Annotated in this window: 18 protein-coding genes and 1 pseudogene; 14 read left to right on the top strand and 5 right to left on the bottom strand. The window is 29.2% G+C overall.

Features of this window, described 5'->3' with window-relative positions:
• Positions 1-77: 77 nt before the first annotated feature.
• The 4 genes and pseudogenes from ACWYN7_RS14720 to ACWYN7_RS14705 form a co-directional block, all read right to left on the bottom strand.
• Positions 78-2,297 (bottom strand): annotated as a pseudogene (locus ACWYN7_RS14720) (TonB-dependent receptor); the annotation flags it as partial.
• A 159-nt stretch (positions 2,298-2,456) separates the two neighbouring features.
• Positions 2,457-5,393, bottom strand: a complete 2,937-nt coding sequence (locus ACWYN7_RS14715) for a TonB-dependent receptor (protein WP_462860728.1) — start codon at positions 5,391-5,393, stop codon at positions 2,457-2,459.
• A 20-nt stretch (positions 5,394-5,413) separates the two neighbouring features.
• Positions 5,414-6,403: a FecR family protein gene (locus tag ACWYN7_RS14710; RefSeq protein WP_462860727.1), complete on the bottom strand. Its 990-nt coding sequence runs from the start codon at positions 6,401-6,403 to the stop codon at positions 5,414-5,416.
• Positions 6,404-6,490: 87 nt separating this feature from the next.
• Complete coding sequence (locus tag ACWYN7_RS14705; RefSeq protein WP_462860726.1) at positions 6,491-7,054, bottom strand: RNA polymerase sigma factor; 564 nt, start codon at positions 7,052-7,054, stop codon at positions 6,491-6,493.
• Positions 7,055-7,186: 132 nt separating this feature from the next.
• Here ACWYN7_RS14705 and ACWYN7_RS14700 point away from each other — a divergent pair, with 132 nt between their 5' ends.
• From ACWYN7_RS14700 to ACWYN7_RS14645, 12 genes are all read left to right on the top strand, one after another.
• On the top strand, positions 7,187-8,176 hold the full coding sequence (locus tag ACWYN7_RS14700; protein ID WP_462860725.1) for an AAA family ATPase: 990 nt from the start codon (positions 7,187-7,189) through the stop codon (positions 8,174-8,176).
• A 129-nt stretch (positions 8,177-8,305) separates the two neighbouring features.
• Positions 8,306-9,175 carry a DUF58 domain-containing protein gene (locus tag ACWYN7_RS14695; RefSeq protein WP_462860724.1) on the top strand — a complete coding sequence of 290 codons (870 nt, stop codon included), beginning with the start codon at positions 8,306-8,308 and terminating at the stop codon, positions 9,173-9,175.
• Positions 9,175-10,089: a hypothetical protein gene (locus tag ACWYN7_RS14690; RefSeq protein ID WP_462860723.1), complete on the top strand. Its 915-nt coding sequence runs from the start codon at positions 9,175-9,177 to the stop codon at positions 10,087-10,089. The genes ACWYN7_RS14695 and ACWYN7_RS14690 overlap by 1 nt, the downstream gene beginning before the upstream one ends.
• The gene (locus ACWYN7_RS14685) at positions 10,073-11,083 is read left to right on the top strand and encodes a vWA domain-containing protein (RefSeq protein ID WP_462860722.1); all 1,011 of its coding nucleotides are present in this window, start codon (positions 10,073-10,075) and stop codon (positions 11,081-11,083) included. Before ACWYN7_RS14690 ends, ACWYN7_RS14685 begins: the two co-directional genes overlap by 17 nt.
• Before the next feature lie 20 nt (positions 11,084-11,103).
• Entirely contained in the window at positions 11,104-11,493 is a 390-nt protein-coding gene (locus ACWYN7_RS14680) for a four helix bundle protein (RefSeq protein WP_462860721.1), read from the top strand.
• Positions 11,494-11,520: 27 nt separating this feature from the next.
• Positions 11,521-12,567, top strand: coding sequence for a VWA domain-containing protein (locus ACWYN7_RS14675; protein ID WP_462860720.1), 1,047 nt, complete (start codon positions 11,521-11,523; stop codon positions 12,565-12,567).
• Positions 12,568-12,571: 4 nt separating this feature from the next.
• Positions 12,572-13,402, top strand: a complete 831-nt coding sequence (locus tag ACWYN7_RS14670; protein WP_462860719.1) for a tetratricopeptide repeat protein — start codon at positions 12,572-12,574, stop codon at positions 13,400-13,402.
• A 58-nt stretch (positions 13,403-13,460) separates the two neighbouring features.
• Complete coding sequence (locus ACWYN7_RS14665) at positions 13,461-15,281, top strand: BatD family protein (protein ID WP_462860718.1); 1,821 nt, start codon at positions 13,461-13,463, stop codon at positions 15,279-15,281.
• 1 nt (position 15,282) lies between these two features.
• Positions 15,283-16,035, top strand: coding sequence for an SH3 domain-containing protein (locus ACWYN7_RS14660; RefSeq protein WP_462860717.1), 753 nt, complete (start codon positions 15,283-15,285; stop codon positions 16,033-16,035).
• Positions 16,036-16,104: 69 nt separating this feature from the next.
• Positions 16,105-16,404 carry a hypothetical protein gene (locus tag ACWYN7_RS14655; RefSeq protein WP_462860716.1) on the top strand — a complete coding sequence of 100 codons (300 nt, stop codon included), beginning with the start codon at positions 16,105-16,107 and terminating at the stop codon, positions 16,402-16,404.
• Positions 16,405-16,482: 78 nt separating this feature from the next.
• Positions 16,483-18,084 carry a SulP family inorganic anion transporter gene (locus ACWYN7_RS14650; RefSeq protein ID WP_462860715.1) on the top strand — a complete coding sequence of 534 codons (1,602 nt, stop codon included), beginning with the start codon at positions 16,483-16,485 and terminating at the stop codon, positions 18,082-18,084.
• Between the two features lie 38 nt (positions 18,085-18,122).
• A complete protein-coding gene (locus tag ACWYN7_RS14645; RefSeq protein ID WP_462860714.1) occupies positions 18,123-18,758 on the top strand; it encodes a carbonic anhydrase family protein in 636 nt (211 codons plus the stop codon).
• Positions 18,759-18,813: 55 nt separating this feature from the next.
• Here ACWYN7_RS14645 and ACWYN7_RS14640 read toward each other — a convergent pair whose 3' ends face one another.
• The gene (locus ACWYN7_RS14640; RefSeq protein WP_462860713.1) at positions 18,814-19,326 is read right to left on the bottom strand and encodes a CvpA family protein; all 513 of its coding nucleotides are present in this window, start codon (positions 19,324-19,326) and stop codon (positions 18,814-18,816) included.
• Between the two features lie 80 nt (positions 19,327-19,406).
• Here ACWYN7_RS14640 and ACWYN7_RS14635 point away from each other — a divergent pair, with 80 nt between their 5' ends.
• Entirely contained in the window at positions 19,407-19,763 is a 357-nt protein-coding gene (locus ACWYN7_RS14635; protein WP_462860712.1) for a hypothetical protein, read from the top strand.
• A gap of 184 nt (positions 19,764-19,947) precedes the next feature.
• A complete protein-coding gene (locus tag ACWYN7_RS14630; protein ID WP_462860711.1) occupies positions 19,948-21,318 on the top strand; it encodes a TlpA family protein disulfide reductase in 1,371 nt (456 codons plus the stop codon).
• The last annotated feature ends 83 nt before the right edge of the window (positions 21,319-21,401 follow it).

Raw genomic sequence — 21,401 nt, 5'->3', positions numbered from 1 at the left:
AGTGTTGTTTTTGGTTTTTCATAAGTGACTATTATTAATTGCTTAATTTTTAGTCAACCTATTTCAGGAAAGTACACATCTATATTAACTACATAACCATCTAGTGTAAACGTAATATTAGACTCTGGTAATTTAGCCGTAAAACCTGCACTAAAACTACTAGATGTTTCTTCTTTTAACTGAGGTATCCCTAATAATTTTGCTGCTCTACTATCATTAGCAAAAGTACCAACTTCTTGCGGATCTCCATTTTGATCGAAAATAGTAGAAGTTGCATTATAATTTAATTGATGTAAAGATGGCGCTCTAAAACCTGTATTAAAAGAAGCTCTAATTCTAAAATTATCAGAAACTTTAAAAATTGATGCCAATTTAAAATTAACTGTAGATCCAAAATCTGAATAATTTTCAAAACGAGTAGCAGCTGTTAAAGAAAATTGCTCTGATAAAGTTGCGTCTAAATCTACATAACCTGCTATACTATTTCTACCTCTATTTAACTCGTTACTTGGACTAAAACCAGGAAATACTTGAGATCCACCAGGTCTACTTGCTCCAAAAAAATCTGTTAAAGGCACTTGTGTAGAAGTTGTTATTGCTTCACCATTTGCTGTATATTGTGAGTAAGAAGCTGTTTCGCCAGCAATAATTTCGTAGTTTTCTAATCTATACTCAGCACCAAAAGCAACACCTAAACCTTGGAATGTGTTTTCGAAAAATTTATTTAAATCTAAATTTACAGTATTTTGAGAAAACGCAAATCCACCTGCATCAAAAGTTGTTGGAGAAGAGTTACCCATAGACGCATTATAAGTGTTACCAATAATATAATCGAATGAATTTTTACCAAAAGTATTCGAAAAATCTACATTCCATTCGCCAATTTTACCTTTAATCCCTACAGCTAAAGACTTATCTGTAATTGTTGAGTTAATTTCTGGTAAAAATCCGTTAATATACGCAGGTGTGTATGTTCTACTTTGGTTTGGTAATCTGTAAAAACCAGCAGAATTACCATCTCTAGAACCTAAACCAGCAAAAGAATAAAGTTCTGTTCCATTATTATCTAAAGGTAATTTAAAGTTGGCAAAAAATCTACCTCCACGAACTTTAGACTGCCCTACTCTCATGTTAAAATCTTTGCGCTCTAAACCTCTTGCTGCTAATTCTGCAGTAGTATTATCTGCAGATAAAACGGATTGCAAATCTGCTTTTGTAGAAGCTCCATTTAAATTAATACCAGCAGCATTTGCATACTGAATTACATCGCTTACATCATCATCTAATAATTGAGATAAATCATAACCATCATTACTAGCAAATCTTTCTACAGTATTGTAAAGATTAAAAATATTTCCTTCCCATTCTTTCATTCTACTGTAATCTTCTCTAAAATCAAAATCTCCTGTAAAGTTTATAAAACCTCCATTTTCACCAATAGGCAAACCATAATTTGCACTAATATTAATAGTTTCGCCATCTACACCACCTGTTTGTCCATTTGCATTTTTACTAAAGTTAGCACCAGTGGTTACATTTAAAGAAAGTTCATTTACAGTTTCATTTAAAACAATATTTATAACCCCAGCAATTGCATCAGAACCATATTGTGCAGCAGCACCATCTCTTAAAACTTCAATTCTTTTAATAGATGCAGCAGGTATAGCATTTAAATCTGTACCTACACTACCTCTACCAAACGTTCCATTTACATTTACTAAAGAAGAAGTATGTCTTCTTTTTCCATTGATTAAAACCAATACTTGATCTGGCCCTAAACCTCTTAAAGAAGCAGGGTCTATATGATCTGTACCATCAGAAATTGTTTGTGTGTTTGATGTAAAGGATGGTGCAACAAAATTTAAAATTTGATTTAAATTTACTTGAGGAGAACTCAATGCCAATTCTTTTACATTTACAATATCTATAGGCACAGGTGAGTCTACTGCTGTTCTATTTGGATTTCTAGAACCAATTACAACAACCTCTTCTAAAGCATTATCTTCCTTCATAACAATAGTTATAAATTTTGCTGAAGTTACGTTAACTTCTTTTGTTGCAAATCCCATAGAAGATACTACTAATGTTGCTGGCAAACTTTTAACACTAACAGTAAACGCTCCATTATCGTCTGTTATAGTTCCATTTGTAGTTCCTTTTACCAATACATTTACATAAGGTAAAACACCTCCTGATGCATCAGTTACTTTCCCTTTTATAGTTTGTGCTATTAATCCAATAGGAAGCATAAACATAAAAGTAATCGTCAATAATTTTAAAAGATACTTTTGTTTCATAAATAAGTTATTTGATTGTTAAATAAAATTTGAATACCCTTATTTGTATATTACAAGTAAGAGCTGTTTTATTTAAGAAGACAAAAAAAGAAAAAGTATACTCTAAAAAATTACCTTTTTTTTAAAGAAATTGACAAAACCGTATTAACTATTTAGATTTTACAGGTTTATATTAAACTTTAAATAATAAAAAGCGCCATTTGCTCCCATTTGTGTAGCATCCCATTTACCACCACTATCTGTAAAATTATCTTGTTCTGTTGGATACACATTAAACAAGTTATTTGCACCTGCTTGCAGATTTAAAGCTTTATTTAATTGATATCCTAAATGCAAATCTGTAGTAACTTTAGCTTTATAAGTATCTGTAGCCGCAGCTAATCTTTCTGAAGCTAAATTATTGTAATCTGATAAATCATTAGTTATTTGCCAGTCTATTAACTTAACCTCACTAAATCTAGTTATTTTTAAAGCAGTAGTTATTTTTTTAAGTTGATAATTAGCTCCAAAACTAAATTTATTTTTAGGAGCTGATGCTAATAAAAATTGTTGTTCTCTTTGCCCAAAGAAAATTTCTTCTGCTAACATTTTGTTATTAATTTCTTCTATAACCATGTGATTAATATTACCTGCAAAATCAAAAGAAAGTAATCCTTTTTTTATTTTTTTTTGCCAATTTAACACCAAATCTACTCCTGTAGTTTTAGTGTTTACACCATTTGCAAAAAACTGAACATTATCTATATTCCCTCCTAAAATACTTGCATCAAAATTACCACTTAATATAATTCTATCTTTAATTGCCACATAGTACGCATCTATAGCCATATTAAAATTTGAACTTAATTTTGATGTAAATCCTAAACTAAAATTCTTCGCTTTTTCTTCTTTTAGTTGATCAATATTAAACCTTCTGGCAATTGCACTATTATTTGCAACTAATAAAGACTCTGTTGGTGCATTACCAATAAAATTTGTAAAGGTTAAATTGTAATAAATTTGAGCTAAAGAAGGAGCTCTAAAACCTGTACTAAAAGAAGTTCTTGCGCTAAACTTATTATTTAGTTTTATTCTAGAGGCAAGTTTATAATTTAATGTACTTCCAAAATCGCTATAATACTCATAACGTAAAGCACCAGCAATCATAAATTTTTTAGAAAAATCTATTTCTGTATCTACATATACACCAAAATTTGAACGATCTCTATCTACCTCATTTTCTATAGCATAACCTGGAAAACCTTGAGAACCACCAGGTCTAATTACCCCATTAAGCATTTGGTATTCAGAAAATTGAGTATCAGGAGTTATACTATTTCCGTTAACATCATAAGACTCATAAGAAGCCTCTTCACCTGCAAATATTTTATATTTATCAAGTCTATGCTCTACCCCTAAAGCAATATTAAAACCATATTTATCTTTTAGAAAATATTTAGAAAAATCGATACTTGTTGTGTTTTGCATCAATTGATGACCACCAGCATCAAAATCTGTTGGAGAGTTTTCTACTAGAGTTGCATTTAAAGTATTTTTAATAAAATAATGAAAATTGTTTCTACCAAAAGTATTGTTGGCATCAATATTCCAATCTTTAAAACTTGTTATCAATCCAAAGGAAAAAGAATTATCTACAATTTGTGATGTTATTAACGGATTAAATCCATCAGGATAAATTTCGAGCACATTTCTTTCGCTATTAGCCTTGCGTGTAAATGCAAAGGCTTCAGTATTTTTATAGTTAAAACCGCCATTTGCATAAAACTTAGCATTATTATGAATTGGTATTTCTGAATTAAAAAATAGACTAACATTTTTTATGCCTGCTTGCCCATAATTCTTTCTAATTTCTGTGCCTTTTCTATATGTTTTATCAGAAGAAAGTGCCTCTGCAGTAATATTTACAAAACCTCCCTTATTGATTTTTGTACCATAATTTAAGGCTAATTTATAGAGAAATCCATCTGTTTTATTTGGCAATATACTTTCTGTATCTGCATTGTAAAAACCAATTGTAGAACCAACATTTAATTCGTTATCTGAGTCTTTTAAAACAATATTTAAAACACCTGCAATAGCATCAGAACCATATTGTGCAGATGCTCCATCTCTTAAAAGCTCTATTCTTTTAATAGCAGAAATTGGTATTGCATTTAAATCTGTACCCGAATTTCCTCTACCTCTTGTACCATACAAATTTACTAATGATGCTTGATGCCTTCTTTTACCATTAATTAAAACCAAAGTTTGGTCTGGCCCTAACCCTCTTATGGTTGCAGGATCTATATGATCTGCGCCATCTGCACCAGATTGTTTTGTTGCATTAAACGAAGGAATTACATATTGCAAAAATTGATTTACTTCTATTTGGCTGTTCTTAGAAGCTGTTTTTTTTAAATCTATAAAATCTATAGCAACAGGCGAGTCATTTATTACTCTATTTTTATTTCTAGAACCAACAATTTTAACCTCTTCTAATTCTTGACCTGCTAATAATGTTATTGTATGAAATTTATTTGCAGTAAGTGTTACCTTTTTAGATTCGTGCCCCAAAAAACTAACTTTAATTAAATTATTTTTTGGAATATCGAATTCAAAAATTCCGTCTTTATTCGTAGTAATACCAACTAAAGAATTTTCTTCTTGTAAAGTTGCACCTGTAAGAGGTGTATTATCCGAACTTAAAACAATGCCTTTTACTGTAATCTTGTGATCTTTATAAATGGTGTCTAGAGATACATTTGTTCTAAAAGTAGGCTTGTTTTTTTCTTTACTTTTTACACTTTCTGCATCTTTTTTGTAATAAACTACATAATAATTATTGCCTAAATCATCAATTACAAATGGCGTTATTTTTTCTAATAAAGAAATAGATTCTTCTAAAGAAAGATCTTTAAAACCTTCTTCGTAAATGAATTTATTTAAAAGTAAATTTACGTTATAGGTAAAAAATATTTTATGTTTATTACTAATTTTATTTAGTAATACAGATAAAGGGATTTGCTTTTGTTCTTGATTTTGCCCAGTTATTTTAAAGCAGATAAATAGTATTAATAAAAATGATAAAAGAGTTTTATGAACATTTATTTTTATCATTTAACAAGATAAAGTTACACCTATTTTTTACTGATAATTAAACTATTGTCTTTTTTAATAATAGTTACATCTACCGATTTTTCTATAGCCTCAATACAAATATCTATATTTGTTAATGGCACAGCTCCTGTAATTAAAGTGTTTTTAGCTTTATCATCTTTAAAAACTACAGAATACCCATAAGATTCTTTTAATTTTTCCATCGCTTTTTCCAAAGATAACTTTTCAAAAAGCAAAGTACCATCTTTCCAAGAAGTTTTTAACGAAGAATTTTCTATATCCTTATCTTCTAAAACTCTATTTTCTTTTGCAGAATACGATATGTAATTACCTGGAAGCATTTGTTTGGTTTCACCATTTTTAAGCGACAACCAAATATCACCTTCTTCTAAAAAGACATCTGTTTTTTTCTTTTTGGCATTTACATTAAACGCAGTACCATATACTTGTATAGATAAATCTGGGGTTATAACCCAAAACTTTGCGTTGGTAGCTTTCTTTTTATCAACCTTAAAAAAAGCTTCTCCAGATAACCAAACTTTTCTACTATCGTTTTTATAATAAGATAAACTAGAGTTAGAGTTTAAAGTAACATCACTACCATCTTGTAGCTTTACTTTTAAAATTTCTCCATAATGTGTTTTATGCGTAATTTTTGAGTTTTTATCTAAAAAATAAAACCCAGTTGTAACAATTATTAAGATTGTAGCAGCAATACTAACTTTTTTTAATAATATAACTTTTTGTTTAGGTTTTGCCTCTTTAGCTTTAATTTTAGCTTGTAGCTTTTGCCATTCTAATGCTACTTTTTCTTCAGAAACATTATTGTTTTTAAAAGAAATACCTAATATTAAATCTTTAGCAGACTTTACTAAATCACTTTTATCGGGGTTATTGGCTATCCAAAACTCCCAAAAGTTAATATCTGTCCCATTTTTTTGATATACCCAGTTTTCAAAAGACTCATCTTCTAAAAAATCGTTTATATCATTGTATTTTTTCTTAGCCATCTTAATAATCCATTCTAACCATAATATCCTATTTAATTATAATAAGACCACTTCTGTTTTTTTATACTCTTTAATTTTAATTAAAGGCTAGTTAAATAATTTTGCAATAGAAACATCTTCTTTTAAACTCTTAATGCCCTTATGCAACAAATTTACTACACTTTGGTAATTTATATTCATAATTTCAGATATTTCTCTTGTTTTTAAGCCACTATAATACTTTAAATAAATTGCTTCTTTTTGTCTTTTAGGCAGATTGTTTAATAACTTCTTTAGATTGGCATTATTAAACGCTTCTGTTTCTTGATTTGTTATTATTTCATCTGCAGTAAACTCTAAATCAACAGTGTTTTCATTAGAAATATCAGAATATTTAAATCTTGATTTTTTTTTCATCATTCTTAATAAAAAGCGCTTGTATGATAAAAAAAGGTAAGGTGCAATGGTTTCTAAATCGCTTAAATTCTCTCTATGTTCATAAATATACAAGAAAAAATCTTGTAAAGAATCTTCTGTTAATGCCTCGTTTTTCGAGATTTTTAAGCCATAATTATAAAGTTTTGAATAATAGCTTTCAAAAAGAACTGAAAACGCATTTAAATCTCCTTTTTTTAAGGATTTCCAAATATATTTATCAGTTAATTTTTTCATATAATACGCAATAATATCCTCTAATGTAAAAAAAAATAACGAATTATCTTTAACCTTGTTTTAACAGATTAATTTTGTTAAAATTGTAGCTTTGTTTTTCTAAAAAACTTAATATTAAATTATTATACACACATGGATGTAGATGTTAGAGCTATTAACGAGAAAATAGAGAGAGAAAGTGCTTTTATAGATATTCTTACTCTAGAAATGAATAAGGTTATTGTTGGGCAAAAGCAAATGATAGAAAGTTTGTTAATTGGTTTATTAGGTAATGGTCATATTTTATTAGAAGGTGTGCCTGGTTTAGCAAAAACTTTAGCCATAAATACTTTATCTAAAGCTGTACAAGGTTCTTTTAGTAGAGTTCAATTTACACCAGATTTATTACCTGCAGATGTTGTTGGTACTATGATTTACAACATGCAGAAAAATAGCTTCGAAATTAAAAAAGGGCCAATTTTTGCAAATTTTGTTTTGGCTGATGAGATTAACAGAGCACCAGCAAAAGTACAATCTGCTCTTTTAGAAGCAATGCAAGAACGCCAAACTACAATTGGTGACACTTCTTTTAAATTAGACGAACCATTTTTAGTAATGGCAACGCAAAACCCTGTAGAACAAGAAGGTACTTACCCTTTACCAGAAGCACAAGTAGATCGTTTTATGTTAAAGGTAATTATCGATTATCCTAAATTATTAGACGAGCAAATTATTATGCGTCAAAACTTATCTGGTAGTTTTGCAACTGTAAACCCTGTAATTTCTGTCGAAGAAATTATTAGAGCAAGAGAAGTGGTTAACGAAGTTTATATGGACGAGAAAATCGAAAAATATATCTTAGATATTATTTTTGCAACTCGTTATCCAGAGAAATATAATTTAGCAGATTTAAAAGACTTAATTAGTTTTGGAGCATCACCTAGGGGTAGTATCAACTTAGCAAAAGCTGCAAAATGTTATGCTTTTATTAAAAGAAGAGGTTACGTAATTCCAGAAGATGTTAGAGCTGTTGTTTTTGATGTTTTACGTCACAGAATTGGTATTACTTACGAAGCTGAAGCAGAAAATGTAACCTCTGTAGAAATTATAAACTTAATTATAAACGAAGTAGAAGTACCATAAGCCCCTTTTAATTTCCCCAAAGGGGAAAAAATCTGAATGAAGAAAATAAATTCTTTTGAATAAAATAAAAATAATTTAAAAATCAATTCGCAAAAGTTCTTCCCTTTGGGAAGGATTTAGAATGGACTCATGGATACTAAAGAAATACTTAAAAAAGTTCGTAAAATAGAAATTAAGACAAAACGTTTGTCTAATGATATTTTTGGAGGTGAATACCACTCATCTTTTAAAGGACGGGGTATGACTTTTTCTGAAGTTCGCCAATATCAATTTGGTGATGATATTAGAACCATAGACTGGAATGTTACTGCACGTTACAACGAACCTTATGTTAAGGTATTTGAAGAAGAGCGCGAATTAACAATGATGCTAATGGTAGATGTTTCTGGTTCAGAGCTTTTTGGTACATCAATCCAATTTAAAAAAGACACCATTACAGAAATTGCTGCAACCCTTGCTTTTTCTGCAACTCAAAATAACGATAAAGTTGGTTTGGTGTTATTTTCTGATGATGTAGAACTTTTTATCCCTCCCAAAAAAGGGAAAAGTCATGTTTTACGAATTATTAGAGAGTTAATTGAGTTTAAACCAAAAAGTAAAAAAACAAATATTGATGCTGCTTTAAAGTTTTTATCGAGTGTTTTAAAGAAAAGAGCCATCGTTTTTATGTTGTCTGATTTTATGGATGATGATTACGAAAAAAGCGCAAAGATAGCTGGTAGTAAACACGATTTAACAGGAATTAGAGTCTATGACAAACACGATGAAGAAATTCCGAATTTAGGTGTAGTACCAATGTTAGATGCAGAAACTGGAGATGTACAAATGATAAATACAGCTTCTAAAACCATCAGAACTAATTATAAAGCCAATGCTTTACGATTAACAGATTATTACATAAATACGTTTAGAAGAAGTGGTGCTGGTACTATTAATACTAGAGTAGACGAAAGTTACGTAAAAAAATTATTAGGATATTTTAAACATAAAGGAAGATAATGAGAAAATACATTTTACATATTTTTTTGTTGATTTCAGCAGTCGCCTTTACCCAAGACCCAATTGTAAAAGCACAAATTGAAACTTCTAATATTAGAATTGGCGAACAATTTAACCTAAAAATTACGGTTAAAGACGTAGATAACGTAATTCTACCCAAACTACAACTAAAAGGTTTAGAGGTAATTGATTCTGCAAAAATAGACACCATTAACTACACATTAATTCAAAAATACGTGTTAACAGGTTTCGATAGTGGAGCGTTTTATATACCTCAACAACAAGTTTTTATTAGAAATCAAGCCTATTTAACAGATTCACTTTTAGTAAATGTAGCTACAGTTCCAATAGACACAACTGTTGTAAAAAAATATCCTATAAAATCGATAAAAAAAGAACCTTTGGTTTTCGACGATTATAAATTGTATATCTATTTATTAATTGCAGCTTTATTAATTATAGGTTTTTGGATTTATTGGTTTGTTATCAGAAAAAGAAAAATTGAAGAAGAAGAACCAACTTATGTTGCTATGGCACCTTATGATGAGGCCATGTTTAAACTAAATGAGTTGGATGAAAAATTATTATGGCAAAACAATAAAGTAAAAGAATATTACAGCGAATTAACAGACATTATTCGTGGTTATATAGAACGTGAGTTAAAAGTGCCAGCTTTAGAAAAAACTTCTGATGAAATTATAGAAACCTTAAATGATTTCTACGAGGCAAATACCATAAATACCACTAAAGAAAACATTAAAAAGCTTAAAGAACTATTTAAAGAGGCAGATTTAGTAAAATTCGCAAAATCGAAACCATTGGCTTTAGAGATAGAAGAAGACAGAAAAGATGCAGAAGAAGTTGTGCATAATTTAAAACCAAAACCAATAAGCAAAGATGAGGAATTGGAATAATTTTGAATTTTTAAATCCAGAGTTTCTATGGTTATTAGTGCTAATACCACTTTTGGCTATTTGGTATTTCTTTTCCAGAAAAAAAGATGCAGCAATTTTAACTGTACCAAGTATAAAAGGGTTTAAAGCAAATACATCGCTTTTAGCAAAATTAAAACCCATTTTATATGTGTTAAGATTGTTAGCTTTAGCTGCAATAATAGTGGCTTTAGCCAGACCAAGAAATGTTTCTGTAAGCAAAAAAACAAAAACAAACAAAGGGATAGATATTGTTATGGCTATTGATGTTTCTGCAAGTATGTTAGCTAGAGATTTAAGACCAAATCGATTAGAAGCGCTAAAAAAAGTAGCTGTTACCTTTGTAAATAAAAGACCAAATGACAGAATAGGAATTGTAGTTTATGCTGGCGAAAGCTTTACTCAAACTCCTATTACTAGCGATAAAGGTATTGTAAAAAGAACTATAGATCGTTTACAATGGGGGCAATTAGAAGGAGGAACAGCTATAGGAATGGGCCTTGGATCTGGTGTAAACAGGTTAAAAGATAGCAAAGCAAAAAGTAAAGTTATTATTTTACTAACAGATGGTGTAAATAATGCTGGTAATATAGACCCAAGAACTGCCACTGAATTAGCAAAAGAATTAGGTATTAAAGTTTATACAATAGGAATTGGTACAAATGGAATGGCAGATTTTCCTTGGAGTAAAGACCCAAGAACGGGCCAGTTAAACTTTAGAAAACAACAAGTACAAATTGATGAAGACTTGTTAAAAGAAATTGCATCAGAAACCAATGGAAAGTATTTTAGAGCAACCAATAACGATAAATTAGCCGAAATTTATGATGAAATTGATAAGCTTGAAAAAACAAAAATAGAAGAATTTAAATATTACAATTACCAAGAAATGTATAGAGATTTAGTCTTTTTAGCACTTGGTTTATTAATCTTAGAATTCTTATTAAGAAATACGTTATTTAAAAGTTTTATATAAACTGTTGTATTTATGTTAAATTGTTTAAACGAGTAATTGTAGAAAAGATGTATGTGTTTTCATTTGAAAAATTAAAAGTTTGGCAAGAAGCTACTGACTTGTCTGTTGAGGTTTATAGAATTACTAAAAGTTTTCCAAATGATGAAAAATTTGGAATTACAAGTCAATTAAAAAGAGCGTCAAATTCAATTTCAGCAAATATAGCAGAAGGAACATCAAGAATTACAAATAAGAATAAAGCTCATTTTTCAACAATAGCATTTAGTTCAACAATGGAAGTATTAAATCATATTATTTTATGCAACAAGCTTCAATTTATAAATGATGAAATTTATAATGATTTAAGAAATAAAATTTATAAAATATCAAACATGCTTAATGCATTAAGAAAAGCTCAATTAAATAGTTAAACAATTCAACAATTACACATTAAAACAATGTATCGTTTAGAAGAACCAATTTATTTTTATGCTTTAGCAATCATTCCGATTATGATTGTTGTCTACTTATTGGTTTTATGGTGGAAAAAAAGAACTCAGCGTAAATTTGCTAATGCTGAATTGTTAAAAAAAATAGCACCAAATTCATCAATATTTAAAAATACACTAAAGTTAGTTATGCTACTTTTAGGGGTAACTTTTTTAGTAATTTCTTTAGTAAACCCAAAAATGGGTTCTAAACTAAAAACGGTAAAAAGAGAAGGTGTAGATGTTGTTTTTGCTTTAGATGTTTCTAAAAGTATGTTAGCCGAAGATATTGCACCTAACAGATTAGAAAAAGCAAAACAAATTATTTCTAAAATTATAAATCAATTAGGCTCAGATAGAGTTGGTATTATCATTTATGCAGGTAATTCTTATCCGCTTTTACCAATTACAACAGATCATGCAGCTGCCAATATGTTTTTGCAAAATGCAAATCCAGATATGGTTTCTAGCCAAGGTACAGCAATAAACGAGGCTTTAGAATTGGCAAAAACCTATTATAATAACGATGAGCAAACCAATCGTTTTTTAATTATTATTTCTGATGGAGAAGATCATCAAGAAGAAACAAAACAAGTGGCACAAAATTTGTCTAACGATGGTGTAAAGATTTATACCATTGGTGTGGGTACAGAAAAAGGAGGTCCAATACCAATGCGCGTAAATGGCTCTATGATTGGTTACAAAAAAGACAATAAAGGCGAAACTGTAATTACACAACGTAAACCAGAGGTTTTAGAAGATATTGCAGATGCCGCAAATGGTAGATTTATAGATGGTAATATTACAGAAGAACCAGTAAAAGAGATTACAGAAATTATTGCCAATGCTCAAAAAAATGAATTTGAAACAAAACAGTTTTCCGATTATAAAGATCAATTTCAATGGTTTTTAGCCATTGCAATTTTGTTTATTTTATTAGACATTTTCTTGTTCGATAAGAAAACAAAATGGGTTAGAAAGGTTGATTTATTTCATGACGAAAAAACAAAAAAATAATACAATGAAAATATATTTAAACATACTTGTTATTTGCTTAATGCTGTTTTCATCTAAAGAAATTTCAGCTCAAAAAGATTCTATTGCCTTGCAACGTAAAGCAAGAAAAATGGTAAGACAGGGTAATAAATTGTATCAACAAAAACAATTTACAGATGCTTCTGTGGCTTATCAAAAAGCTTTGGGTAATAATTCCAATTACGATAAAGCAAGTTACAATTTAGGAAATGCTTTATATCAAAATAAAAATTTTAAAGAAGCTGCACCTCAATACGAACTTTCTGCAAAAACAGCTAAAGACAAATACACAAAAGCAGAAGCGTATCATAATTTAGGCAATTCTATGATGGAAACCAAAAATTATCAAGGAGCTGTAGATGCGTACAAAAACTCGTTAAGAAACAACCCAAATGACGATGAAACTCGTTATAATTTGGCAGTTGCTCAAAAATTGTTAGACAAACAAAACCAGGATAACAAAGACGATAATAAAGATAACAAAGACAATAAGGACAATAAGGACAATAAGGATAAAAAAGACAAGGATAATAAGGATAAAGACAAGAAGGATGGTGATGATGATAAGGACAAAAAAGATAAAGACGACAAGGATAAAGATGGTAAAGGCGATAAAGATAAAGACAAAAACAAAGATCCTAATAAAGATGATAAAAAAGATCAGCAACAAAAGCCTAAACCACAACAAGGAAAAATGTCTCCTCAACAAATTAAGCAGTTGCTAGAAAGCTTAAATAACGAGGAAAAAAAGACACAAAAGAAAATGAATGCCAAAAAAGCAAAAGGCAAAAAAATAAAACAAGAAAAAGATTGGTAAAACCATTCTTTTATATCACTAAAAAGGTTGAGAAAAATCATACTTTTGAGAATCTGTTATGAAATTTAAAAATTATTTTAAGAAGCTTCGTTTAAATACAACTAACTTTCCTGTTTGGAAAGTTAGAAAGGGCTTTTTGCTCTTAATCTTTAGCTTGCTAACCCTCTCTTTGTATGCCCAAACCACGGAATTAAAAGTAAGTGTTAGTAAAAACAAGCTTGGTTTAAATCAACGTTTAAGAATCGAATTTTCGATAAACAAACAAGGTGCAGACGATTTTACACCACCAAAGTTTACGAACTTCCAAATTATTCAAGGTCCCAGTCAATCTATAAGTCAATCTTGGATCAATGGAAAAGTAAGTTTCTCTAAATCTTACACTTACATCTTAAAACCAAAAAGAAAAGGAGAACTAATTATTGGCCCTGCAAGTATAAAATACAATGGTGCTACTATCAATTCTAAAATGATGAAAATTATTGTTTTAGATCCTATTGATATTCCAGAAAACCCTAACGATCCAGATTATATAGCACAACAAAACATTCATTTGGTTGCAGAAATATCGAAGTCTAGACCTTATGTTGGCGAAGGTATTTATGTAGAATACAGACTTTATGTTAGCGAAAATGTTAGCGTTTACGATACATCAGTTACAGAAGCACCACAATACAATGGTTTTTGGAATCAGGATATAAAAATTAATGGTTTTCCTGTAAAAATGGGAAAATATAATGGCGAAGATTACAGGTATATTGTGCTGCAAAAAGCACTTTTAATTCCTACAAAAACTGGTAAACTTACTATAGATCCAATGAAAATGGATATTGTAATTGGAGTTCCAACTGGTAGAGCCGACTTTTTTGGAAACGTAATTACAAAAAATATAAGAAAAGAATTTGCTTCTGCTAAAAAAGTAATCAGCCCAAAAAGTTTACCTTTAGAAGGAAAACCAGAAAACTTTACAGGTGCTGTAGGTGAATTCGATTTTGATGTTTCTTTAAGTAAAGAAGTATTAAAAGCCAATGAATCATCGCAAATAAAAGTAGCAGTTTCTGGTAAAGGAAACTTAAAATTATTTGAATTACCAACTGTAGAAACACCTGCAGAATTAGAAAAATATCAACCAGAAAGAAAAGAAAGTGTACGAATTACAAGTAACGGATTGTCTGGTTCTGTAACAGACACTTATACTGTTGTACCACAATACAAAGGTAAATACAAATTGCCAAGCGTTGGTTTTTCATACTTTAATCCAAAAACAAAAAAATACGAATCTATAAACACAGAAGATTTGTATGTTGATGTTACAGAAGGAAAAGAATTGGTAAGTAGCAACACGAATTCTGTAAATAAAAAGGCAGTAGTTTCTACAGGTAAAAACTTTAGATACATACAAACACAGAGTGATTTTGTTACAAAAGAAACCAAAGATTTCTACAAATCTTATTTGTTTTACATCTTACTTTTATTGCCTTTATTATTAATACCAATTGGTATTTTAATTGCAAAAAACAACGAAAGACGAAATAGTGATGTTGTAGGTTTAAAATTAAGAAAAGCAGAAAAATTAGCAAGAAAATATTTGTCTGAAGCTCAAAAACAATTAGGTAAAAAAGAAGCCTTTTACGAAGCTTTAGAACGTGCTTTACACAACTATTTAAAAGCTAAATTAAACATAGAAACTAGTGATATTAGCAAAGAAAACATCACTAAAATTTTAGAAGAAAAAAACATAAACGAAACCACTATTAAGCAATTTATAGACGTTTTAAAAGCATCAGACTTTGCACGTTACACACCTGTAACCAATACAGAAATGGAACAGGAATTTGAAAGAGCAAAACAAGTAATCGTTGAATTAGATAAACAGTTATAAGATGAAAAAAATACTTTTTTTATTGTTGATAATTGCCAATTCTGTGGTTGCTCAAAACACAGAAGAACTTTTTAAAAGTGCAAATGAATTATACAAAAACGATCAATTAGAAAAAGCAATTGAACAGTATAAAAAAATAGAAGAACAAGGGTTTGTATCTTCGGAGTTATTTTACAATTTAGGCAATGCCTATTACAAACTAAACAAAGTTGGCCCTTCTATTTATTATTACGAAAAAGCTTTATTATTAAATCCGTTAAACGAAGATGTTCAAAACAATTTAGTTTTTGCAAAACGATTGGCATTAGATAATATAGAAGAGTTACCTAAAACGGTTTTTCAGAAAATTAATATTAATATTTTACAAAAACTATCGTACAATCAATGGGCTATAGTTGCAGTAGTGTTTTCTTTTTTAGGTAGTATTTTCTTTTTGTTTTTCTATTTGGCAACTACACCTTCAAAAAAACGTTTTTACTTTATAACAAGTACGTTAAGTTTTATCTTTTTAATTTTCACATTCTTTATAACTTACAACCAATATACGTTTGCTCAGAATAATAAAACTGCCATTATTTTTGCCGAAAAAACAGAAGTTAGAAATGCACCTACCTTAAATTCTGAAGAAGTATTTACACTACATGAAGGTACAAAAGTTGTGGTTTTAGATGCTATTGATAATTGGAAAAAAATTAAAATAGCAGATGGTAAACTCGGTTGGATTATTGCAGACGAGGTAAAAGAACTCAACTAATTTTGTTCTTTATTTAACAGTACATTTTATTTTTCTTATTATCTTGCATAAAAATAAAAGGCTATTTCATTGAAATCTTTAATTGTAAGTTTTTTTACAGCCGTTCTTTTAGGCTATTTAATGCTGCCATCTATTATTTCTTTAATAGATGAAGGTAAAGAAGTTGCCATATATATAGATTTAAACGAAGAGGAAGAAAACAAAGAAGAAGCCACTAAAGATTTCGAAATTAAAATAAACACTTCTGAAAACCTTTTAGCGCTTTCAGAAAACATCTATTTAAAAAAAGATAAAACTATCTTTTCTTTTAACATTTATGCTTCTAAGCACTTAGAAGTTAATACACCTCCGCCCAAAGAATTACTCTAATTCTTCGAAACAACACATATAACTATCTTTTTAACAACTCTTTCTAAATAAAAAAATTTAGAAATAAAATATTACACAATGTTTAAATATTTAAAAAATGATTTACCTGCAAGTATTGTAGTGTTTTTTGTAGCACTACCTTTATGTTTAGGTATAGCATTAGCAAGTGGTGCTCCCTTATTTTCTGGTTTAATTGCAGGAATTATAGGTGGTACAGTAGTAGGAGCCTTATCTGGCTCTAAAATTGGAGTAAGTGGTCCTGCAGCAGGTTTAGCTGCAATTGTATTTACTGCAATTCAAACTTTAGGTTATGAAAACTTTTTAGTTGCCGTAGTTTTAGGAGGCGTAATTCAATTGGTTTTTGGTCTTTTAAAGGCAGGAATTATTGGTTATTATTTTCCTTCATCAGTAATTAAAGGAATGCTAACTGGTATTGGAATTATTATCATTCTAAAACAAATTCCACACTTTTTTGGTATGGACAAAGACCCACAAGGTGATTTTGCTTTTTTACAAATAGATGGTGAAAATACATTAACAGAACTTTTAAAAGCAATAAATGCATTAATTAGTGGTAATGTTAGTATAGGAGCAACAGTTATTGCTTTAATTTCTATGTTGATTTTACTTTTATGGTCTAATGTACTTTCTAAAAAAGGGAAAATTTTTCAAATTATACAAGGTCCATTAGTGGCTGTTGCAGTTGGTATTATCTTTTATATTGCTACAAAAGATAGCAATTTAAATATCTCTGTAGATCATTTAGTAGCTGTACCAGTACCAGATGATTTTGATAGCTTTTTAGGCCAATTTAGTTTTCCAGATTTTACAGCAATTACAAACCCTGCAATTTGGGTAACAGGTTTTACAATTGCCTTAGTAGCAAGTTTAGAAACACTGTTATGTGTAGAAGCTACAGATAAATTAGATCCGCATAAAAACGTTACACCAACCAATAAAGAATTATTTGCACAAGGTACAGGTAACATCATTTCTGGTCTTATTGGAGGTTTACCAATAACCCAAGTAATTGTTAGAAGTTCTGCTAATATTCAATCTGGAGGTAGAACCAAATTATCTGCTATTATACACGGTTTTTTATTATTAATTTCTGTAATTTTAATTCCAACTCTTTTAAATAAAATACCTCTTTCTGTGTTAGCAGCAATTCTATTTATTGTGGGTTACAAACTAGCAAAACCAGCTTTATTTAAAAAAATGTACAAATTAGGTTGGAAACAGTTTATTCCGTTTACAATAACCGTTTTAGGAATTGTATTTATAGATTTATTATACGGAATTGGTTTAGGTTTATTAGTAGGTATTATTGTTATTTTGATAAAAAGCTACCAAAACTCTCACTTTTTACATATCGAAGATAAGAGTAATGGCAAACACAAAATTAAAATGACACTTGCAGAAGAAGTTACTTTCTTTAACAAAGGAGCCATTTTAAAAGAATTAGATAGTTTACCTAAAGAAACATATCTAGAAATTAACTTAATAAACACAAGGTACTTAGATAACGATATTATAGAAATTTTAGAAGATTTTCTTTTTAAAGCAAAAGAACGAAATATTGATATTAAATTGGTTTCTAAAAGAGGTGTTGTAGAAAACCCTGAAAGTTTCCTTAAATTTTTTAATGAAAGACCAAAATCTAGCATCAGTTTAAGTTAAATGATGATCAATTATTAATCAAATTAAAAAACATTATTATGCCACATAGAAATTTAGCCATAACAAAAGAAATACAAGATCAACTAACACCAATGAAAGTGTTACAAGATTTTATAGAAGGTAATGCGCGTTTTATTAGAGACGAAGTACATAGCATAGATCATAAAGCATTAATCTCACAAACAGTAGATGGCCAACACCCAAAAGCAATTGTGCTATCATGTATCGATTCTAGAGTACCTGTAGAATTAATTTTCGACCAAACCATTGGAGACGTATTTGTAGCAAGAGTTGCAGGAAACTTCGAAAACACAGATATTTTAGGAAGCATGGAATACTCTTGCAAAGTTGCAGGTAGTAAATTAGTTTTAGTTTTAGGTCATGAAAGTTGTGGAGCTGTAAAAGCAGCTTGCGATCATGTAGAACTAGGAAATATAACTCCTTTATTAGAAAATATTCAGCCTGCTGTAAAACTATCAGAATCTCAAGTTAAAGGAAAACACGATTCTTCTAATCCAGATTTTGTAAACAAAACAATAGAAAACAATGTTAGTTTAACAATAGACAGAATAAGAGAAAAAAGCCCTATTCTTAAAGAAATGGAAGAGAAAGGTGAAATTAAAATTATAGGTGGTATTTATCACATTAGTAGTGGTAAAGTTACTTTATTATAAATTTAATGTAGGGTATAAAAAAGGCTTACAAAACTTGTAAGCCTTTTTTTTGCATTTATTTTATAAACTTTAAAGACGGATTATCATCATCTAAAATTGCAGGAAACAAAGTAGGTACAATAGATTTTACAGGATGATAAAGCACAGAACTATCTAACATTTCTTTATCTACAAAAGGTATTGTTTTATTAAATTTATCGAACAATAAAAAAATTACACTTAATAATAAAGACCATTTTAGTGCTCCAAATATTGCTCCTAAAATTTTATTTAACAAACCTAAAGCAGTAATATCTGCTAATTTAGTTAGCAATTTACCTACAAAAATTATTGCCAAAACTACAAACAGAAAAGTAACTGCAAAGGCTACAATTTTATTAGTTTGATGAGACCATTCTAAAACAGAATCATTCAATTCATATTCTACATAATAAGAAAAGTGTATGGCACAAAACACACCAGCAACAATAGCAACTAAAGATGCAATTGCAGAAAAAAGGCCTGTCATAAAACCTCTTACAGCAGCAAAAATTAATATCACAGCAATTACGATATCTATTACATTCATTGTAAATAATTTGTGTAAATCTACATCTAATTTTTACAAATTAAAAATGCAGATTGTATCTTTACACTTTATATAAATTTATGTCTAAAGAGAATAATTTAAAAGAAAAATGGGCGTTTTTGGTTGCCAAATTAACCGCAGATTTTTCTGAAGGTGATGAGTTAAATGTAGATGGAATTATCTATTTAATTGGCGTACAAGAATTAGGGCAAGGCCACAGAGCATTTAAAAAAGACGAAAAAATGAATCTGATGCACATTGCCATTTGTAAACTCTTAGAACCTTATGGTTATTATGAATTCGATTTTTTTGATGATGATGGTTGGCCACATTATAAATCATTAACAGAATTGCCAAACTTAAAACCTGGCGAACAAACTGTGTTAATGAAAGAAGCAATTGTCTCTTATTTCGAAAACTTAGATTATTTTGATTGATATCTAATTGTCTAAAATTAAAAAACAATCAATTCCCTCATCAAAAAAAAACTGATTACCAAGATCATATTATCATTAAAAGAGATAATCATTTAATTTAACGTTACTATACTGCCATTTTAATAGAGAAACTGTATTTTTGGTACACTTCTTGAAAAAGTGTTTATAGACTAAATTGGATAAAATGATAAAAAAAATTCTACCTCTCTTACTCTTAATTTCTTCGTTTGCCTATGGTCAACATATGGTAAAAGGAACAATGAGTCCGAAAATAAAAACAGATTGGCTTATTTTATACAAATTAGAGGGCACAAAACAAGTTTTTGTAAACAACACTACTATTAAAACAGATTCAGTTATAATTGGCGGAAAAAAAGAAGCTGTTAGTCGTTTCGAAATTCAATTACCTTCTTCTGCAAAACCAGGAGCCTACAGAGCTACATATAGATTAGAAGGTCCTGGGTTTGTCGATTTCTTTTACAACAAAGAAAATGTTTCTTTTATTTTTAATCCTGAGTATCCACAGCAATCTATTAACTTCTCAGAATCTTCAGAAAACATTTTTTATGCCAATTATTTAAATGATATTACTGCAGCACAACAAAAATTAGATTCTACACAAGTTGCGGTTTTACAAGACCCAAGTTTAGATTTAAAAGAAGCTTATAAGCAAGCCTATAAAATTGTAGATTCTATTCAAAATACATATACTGAGTTATCTAAAAATAAATTTGTTGCTCCTTTTATAAAAGCAAGTGCTAGAAGTAATCCTTCAGAAATTTTAACCTCAGTTACTGCTTATTTAGATAATATTAAAGGCACTTATTTTAACAAACTAGATTTTTCTAATAAAGCTTTGGTAAACTCCTCATTTTTAACCAACAGAATATTAGATTATATATTTTACATTAACTATTCAGAAGATTTAGAAAGTCAACAGATTTTATACAAAAACGCTATAGAAACTGTACTTTCTAAAATTAAAAGTGAGTCTTATAAGAGAGATATTATTGAGTTTTTAATAGAACAATTTGAGGCTGCAAAAAATTTAGATATTATCGATTATTTGTTCGAAAGTCATTACAACAACTTAACTCCTACTCTACAAAACGCAAAATTTAAAGAAGAAAAACAAGCTTTATTTGCTGCTGAAATTGGCAGAATTGCTCCCGATTTTTCTTGGACAGAAAATGGCAAAAAATTTAAACTATCTACTTTAAACGATGCTGAAACTTATGTTTTGGTTTTTTGGAGTACAAGTTGCTCTCATTGTTTAAGAGAAATTCCTGAATTGTATACTTATATGAATACCAAACCTAATCTAAAAGTAATTGCTTTTGCCTTAGAAAAAGACGCTTTTGTTTGGGAAAATTATCAAAAAAATAATTTAAGAGGTTGGCATAACGTTTTAGGTTTAAACAAATGGCAAAATGAAACTGCACAAACTTATCAGGTTTTTTCTACGCCTTCTTATTTTGTTTTAAATAAAAACAAAAAAATTATAGCAAAACCTAATGAAATTAACGATGTTAAAGCGTTTTTAAAAGACAAATAATTGTACTTTTTTAACTCACATTTTAACCAAATCAAAAATTTGTGATACTTTAAAAATCATTTATGTTCCTATAGTCTTATCCT

The sequence above is a fragment of the Polaribacter sp. M10 genome (assembly GCF_054968445.1).
The sequence above is the reverse complement of the archived record's forward strand: the minus strand, read 5'-3'. Positions and strand labels throughout refer to the sequence as shown.

Coding starts and splice junctions, on each gene's coding strand:
- ACWYN7_RS14670 (WP_462860719.1), top strand. CDS start 12,572: ATGAAAATATATTTAAACATACTTGTTATTTGCTTAATGCTGTTTTCA.
- ACWYN7_RS14715 (WP_462860728.1), bottom strand. CDS start 5,393: ATGATAAAAATAAATGTTCATAAAACTCTTTTATCATTTTTATTAATA.
- ACWYN7_RS14635 (WP_462860712.1), top strand. CDS start 19,407: ATGTCTAAAGAGAATAATTTAAAAGAAAAATGGGCGTTTTTGGTTGCC.
- ACWYN7_RS14645 (WP_462860714.1), top strand. CDS start 18,123: ATGCCACATAGAAATTTAGCCATAACAAAAGAAATACAAGATCAACTA.
- ACWYN7_RS14660 (WP_462860717.1), top strand. CDS start 15,283: ATGAAAAAAATACTTTTTTTATTGTTGATAATTGCCAATTCTGTGGTT.
- ACWYN7_RS14690 (WP_462860723.1), top strand. CDS start 9,175: ATGAGAAAATACATTTTACATATTTTTTTGTTGATTTCAGCAGTCGCC.
- ACWYN7_RS14710 (WP_462860727.1), bottom strand. CDS start 6,403: ATGGCTAAGAAAAAATACAATGATATAAACGATTTTTTAGAAGATGAG.
- ACWYN7_RS14705 (WP_462860726.1), bottom strand. CDS start 7,054: ATGAAAAAATTAACTGATAAATATATTTGGAAATCCTTAAAAAAAGGA.
- ACWYN7_RS14700 (WP_462860725.1), top strand. CDS start 7,187: ATGGATGTAGATGTTAGAGCTATTAACGAGAAAATAGAGAGAGAAAGT.
- ACWYN7_RS14685 (WP_462860722.1), top strand. CDS start 10,073: ATGAGGAATTGGAATAATTTTGAATTTTTAAATCCAGAGTTTCTATGG.
- ACWYN7_RS14675 (WP_462860720.1), top strand. CDS start 11,521: ATGTATCGTTTAGAAGAACCAATTTATTTTTATGCTTTAGCAATCATT.
- ACWYN7_RS14650 (WP_462860715.1), top strand. CDS start 16,483: ATGTTTAAATATTTAAAAAATGATTTACCTGCAAGTATTGTAGTGTTT.
- ACWYN7_RS14665 (WP_462860718.1), top strand. CDS start 13,461: ATGAAATTTAAAAATTATTTTAAGAAGCTTCGTTTAAATACAACTAAC.
- ACWYN7_RS14695 (WP_462860724.1), top strand. CDS start 8,306: ATGGATACTAAAGAAATACTTAAAAAAGTTCGTAAAATAGAAATTAAG.
- ACWYN7_RS14640 (WP_462860713.1), bottom strand. CDS start 19,326: ATGAATGTAATAGATATCGTAATTGCTGTGATATTAATTTTTGCTGCT.
- ACWYN7_RS14630 (WP_462860711.1), top strand. CDS start 19,948: ATGATAAAAAAAATTCTACCTCTCTTACTCTTAATTTCTTCGTTTGCC.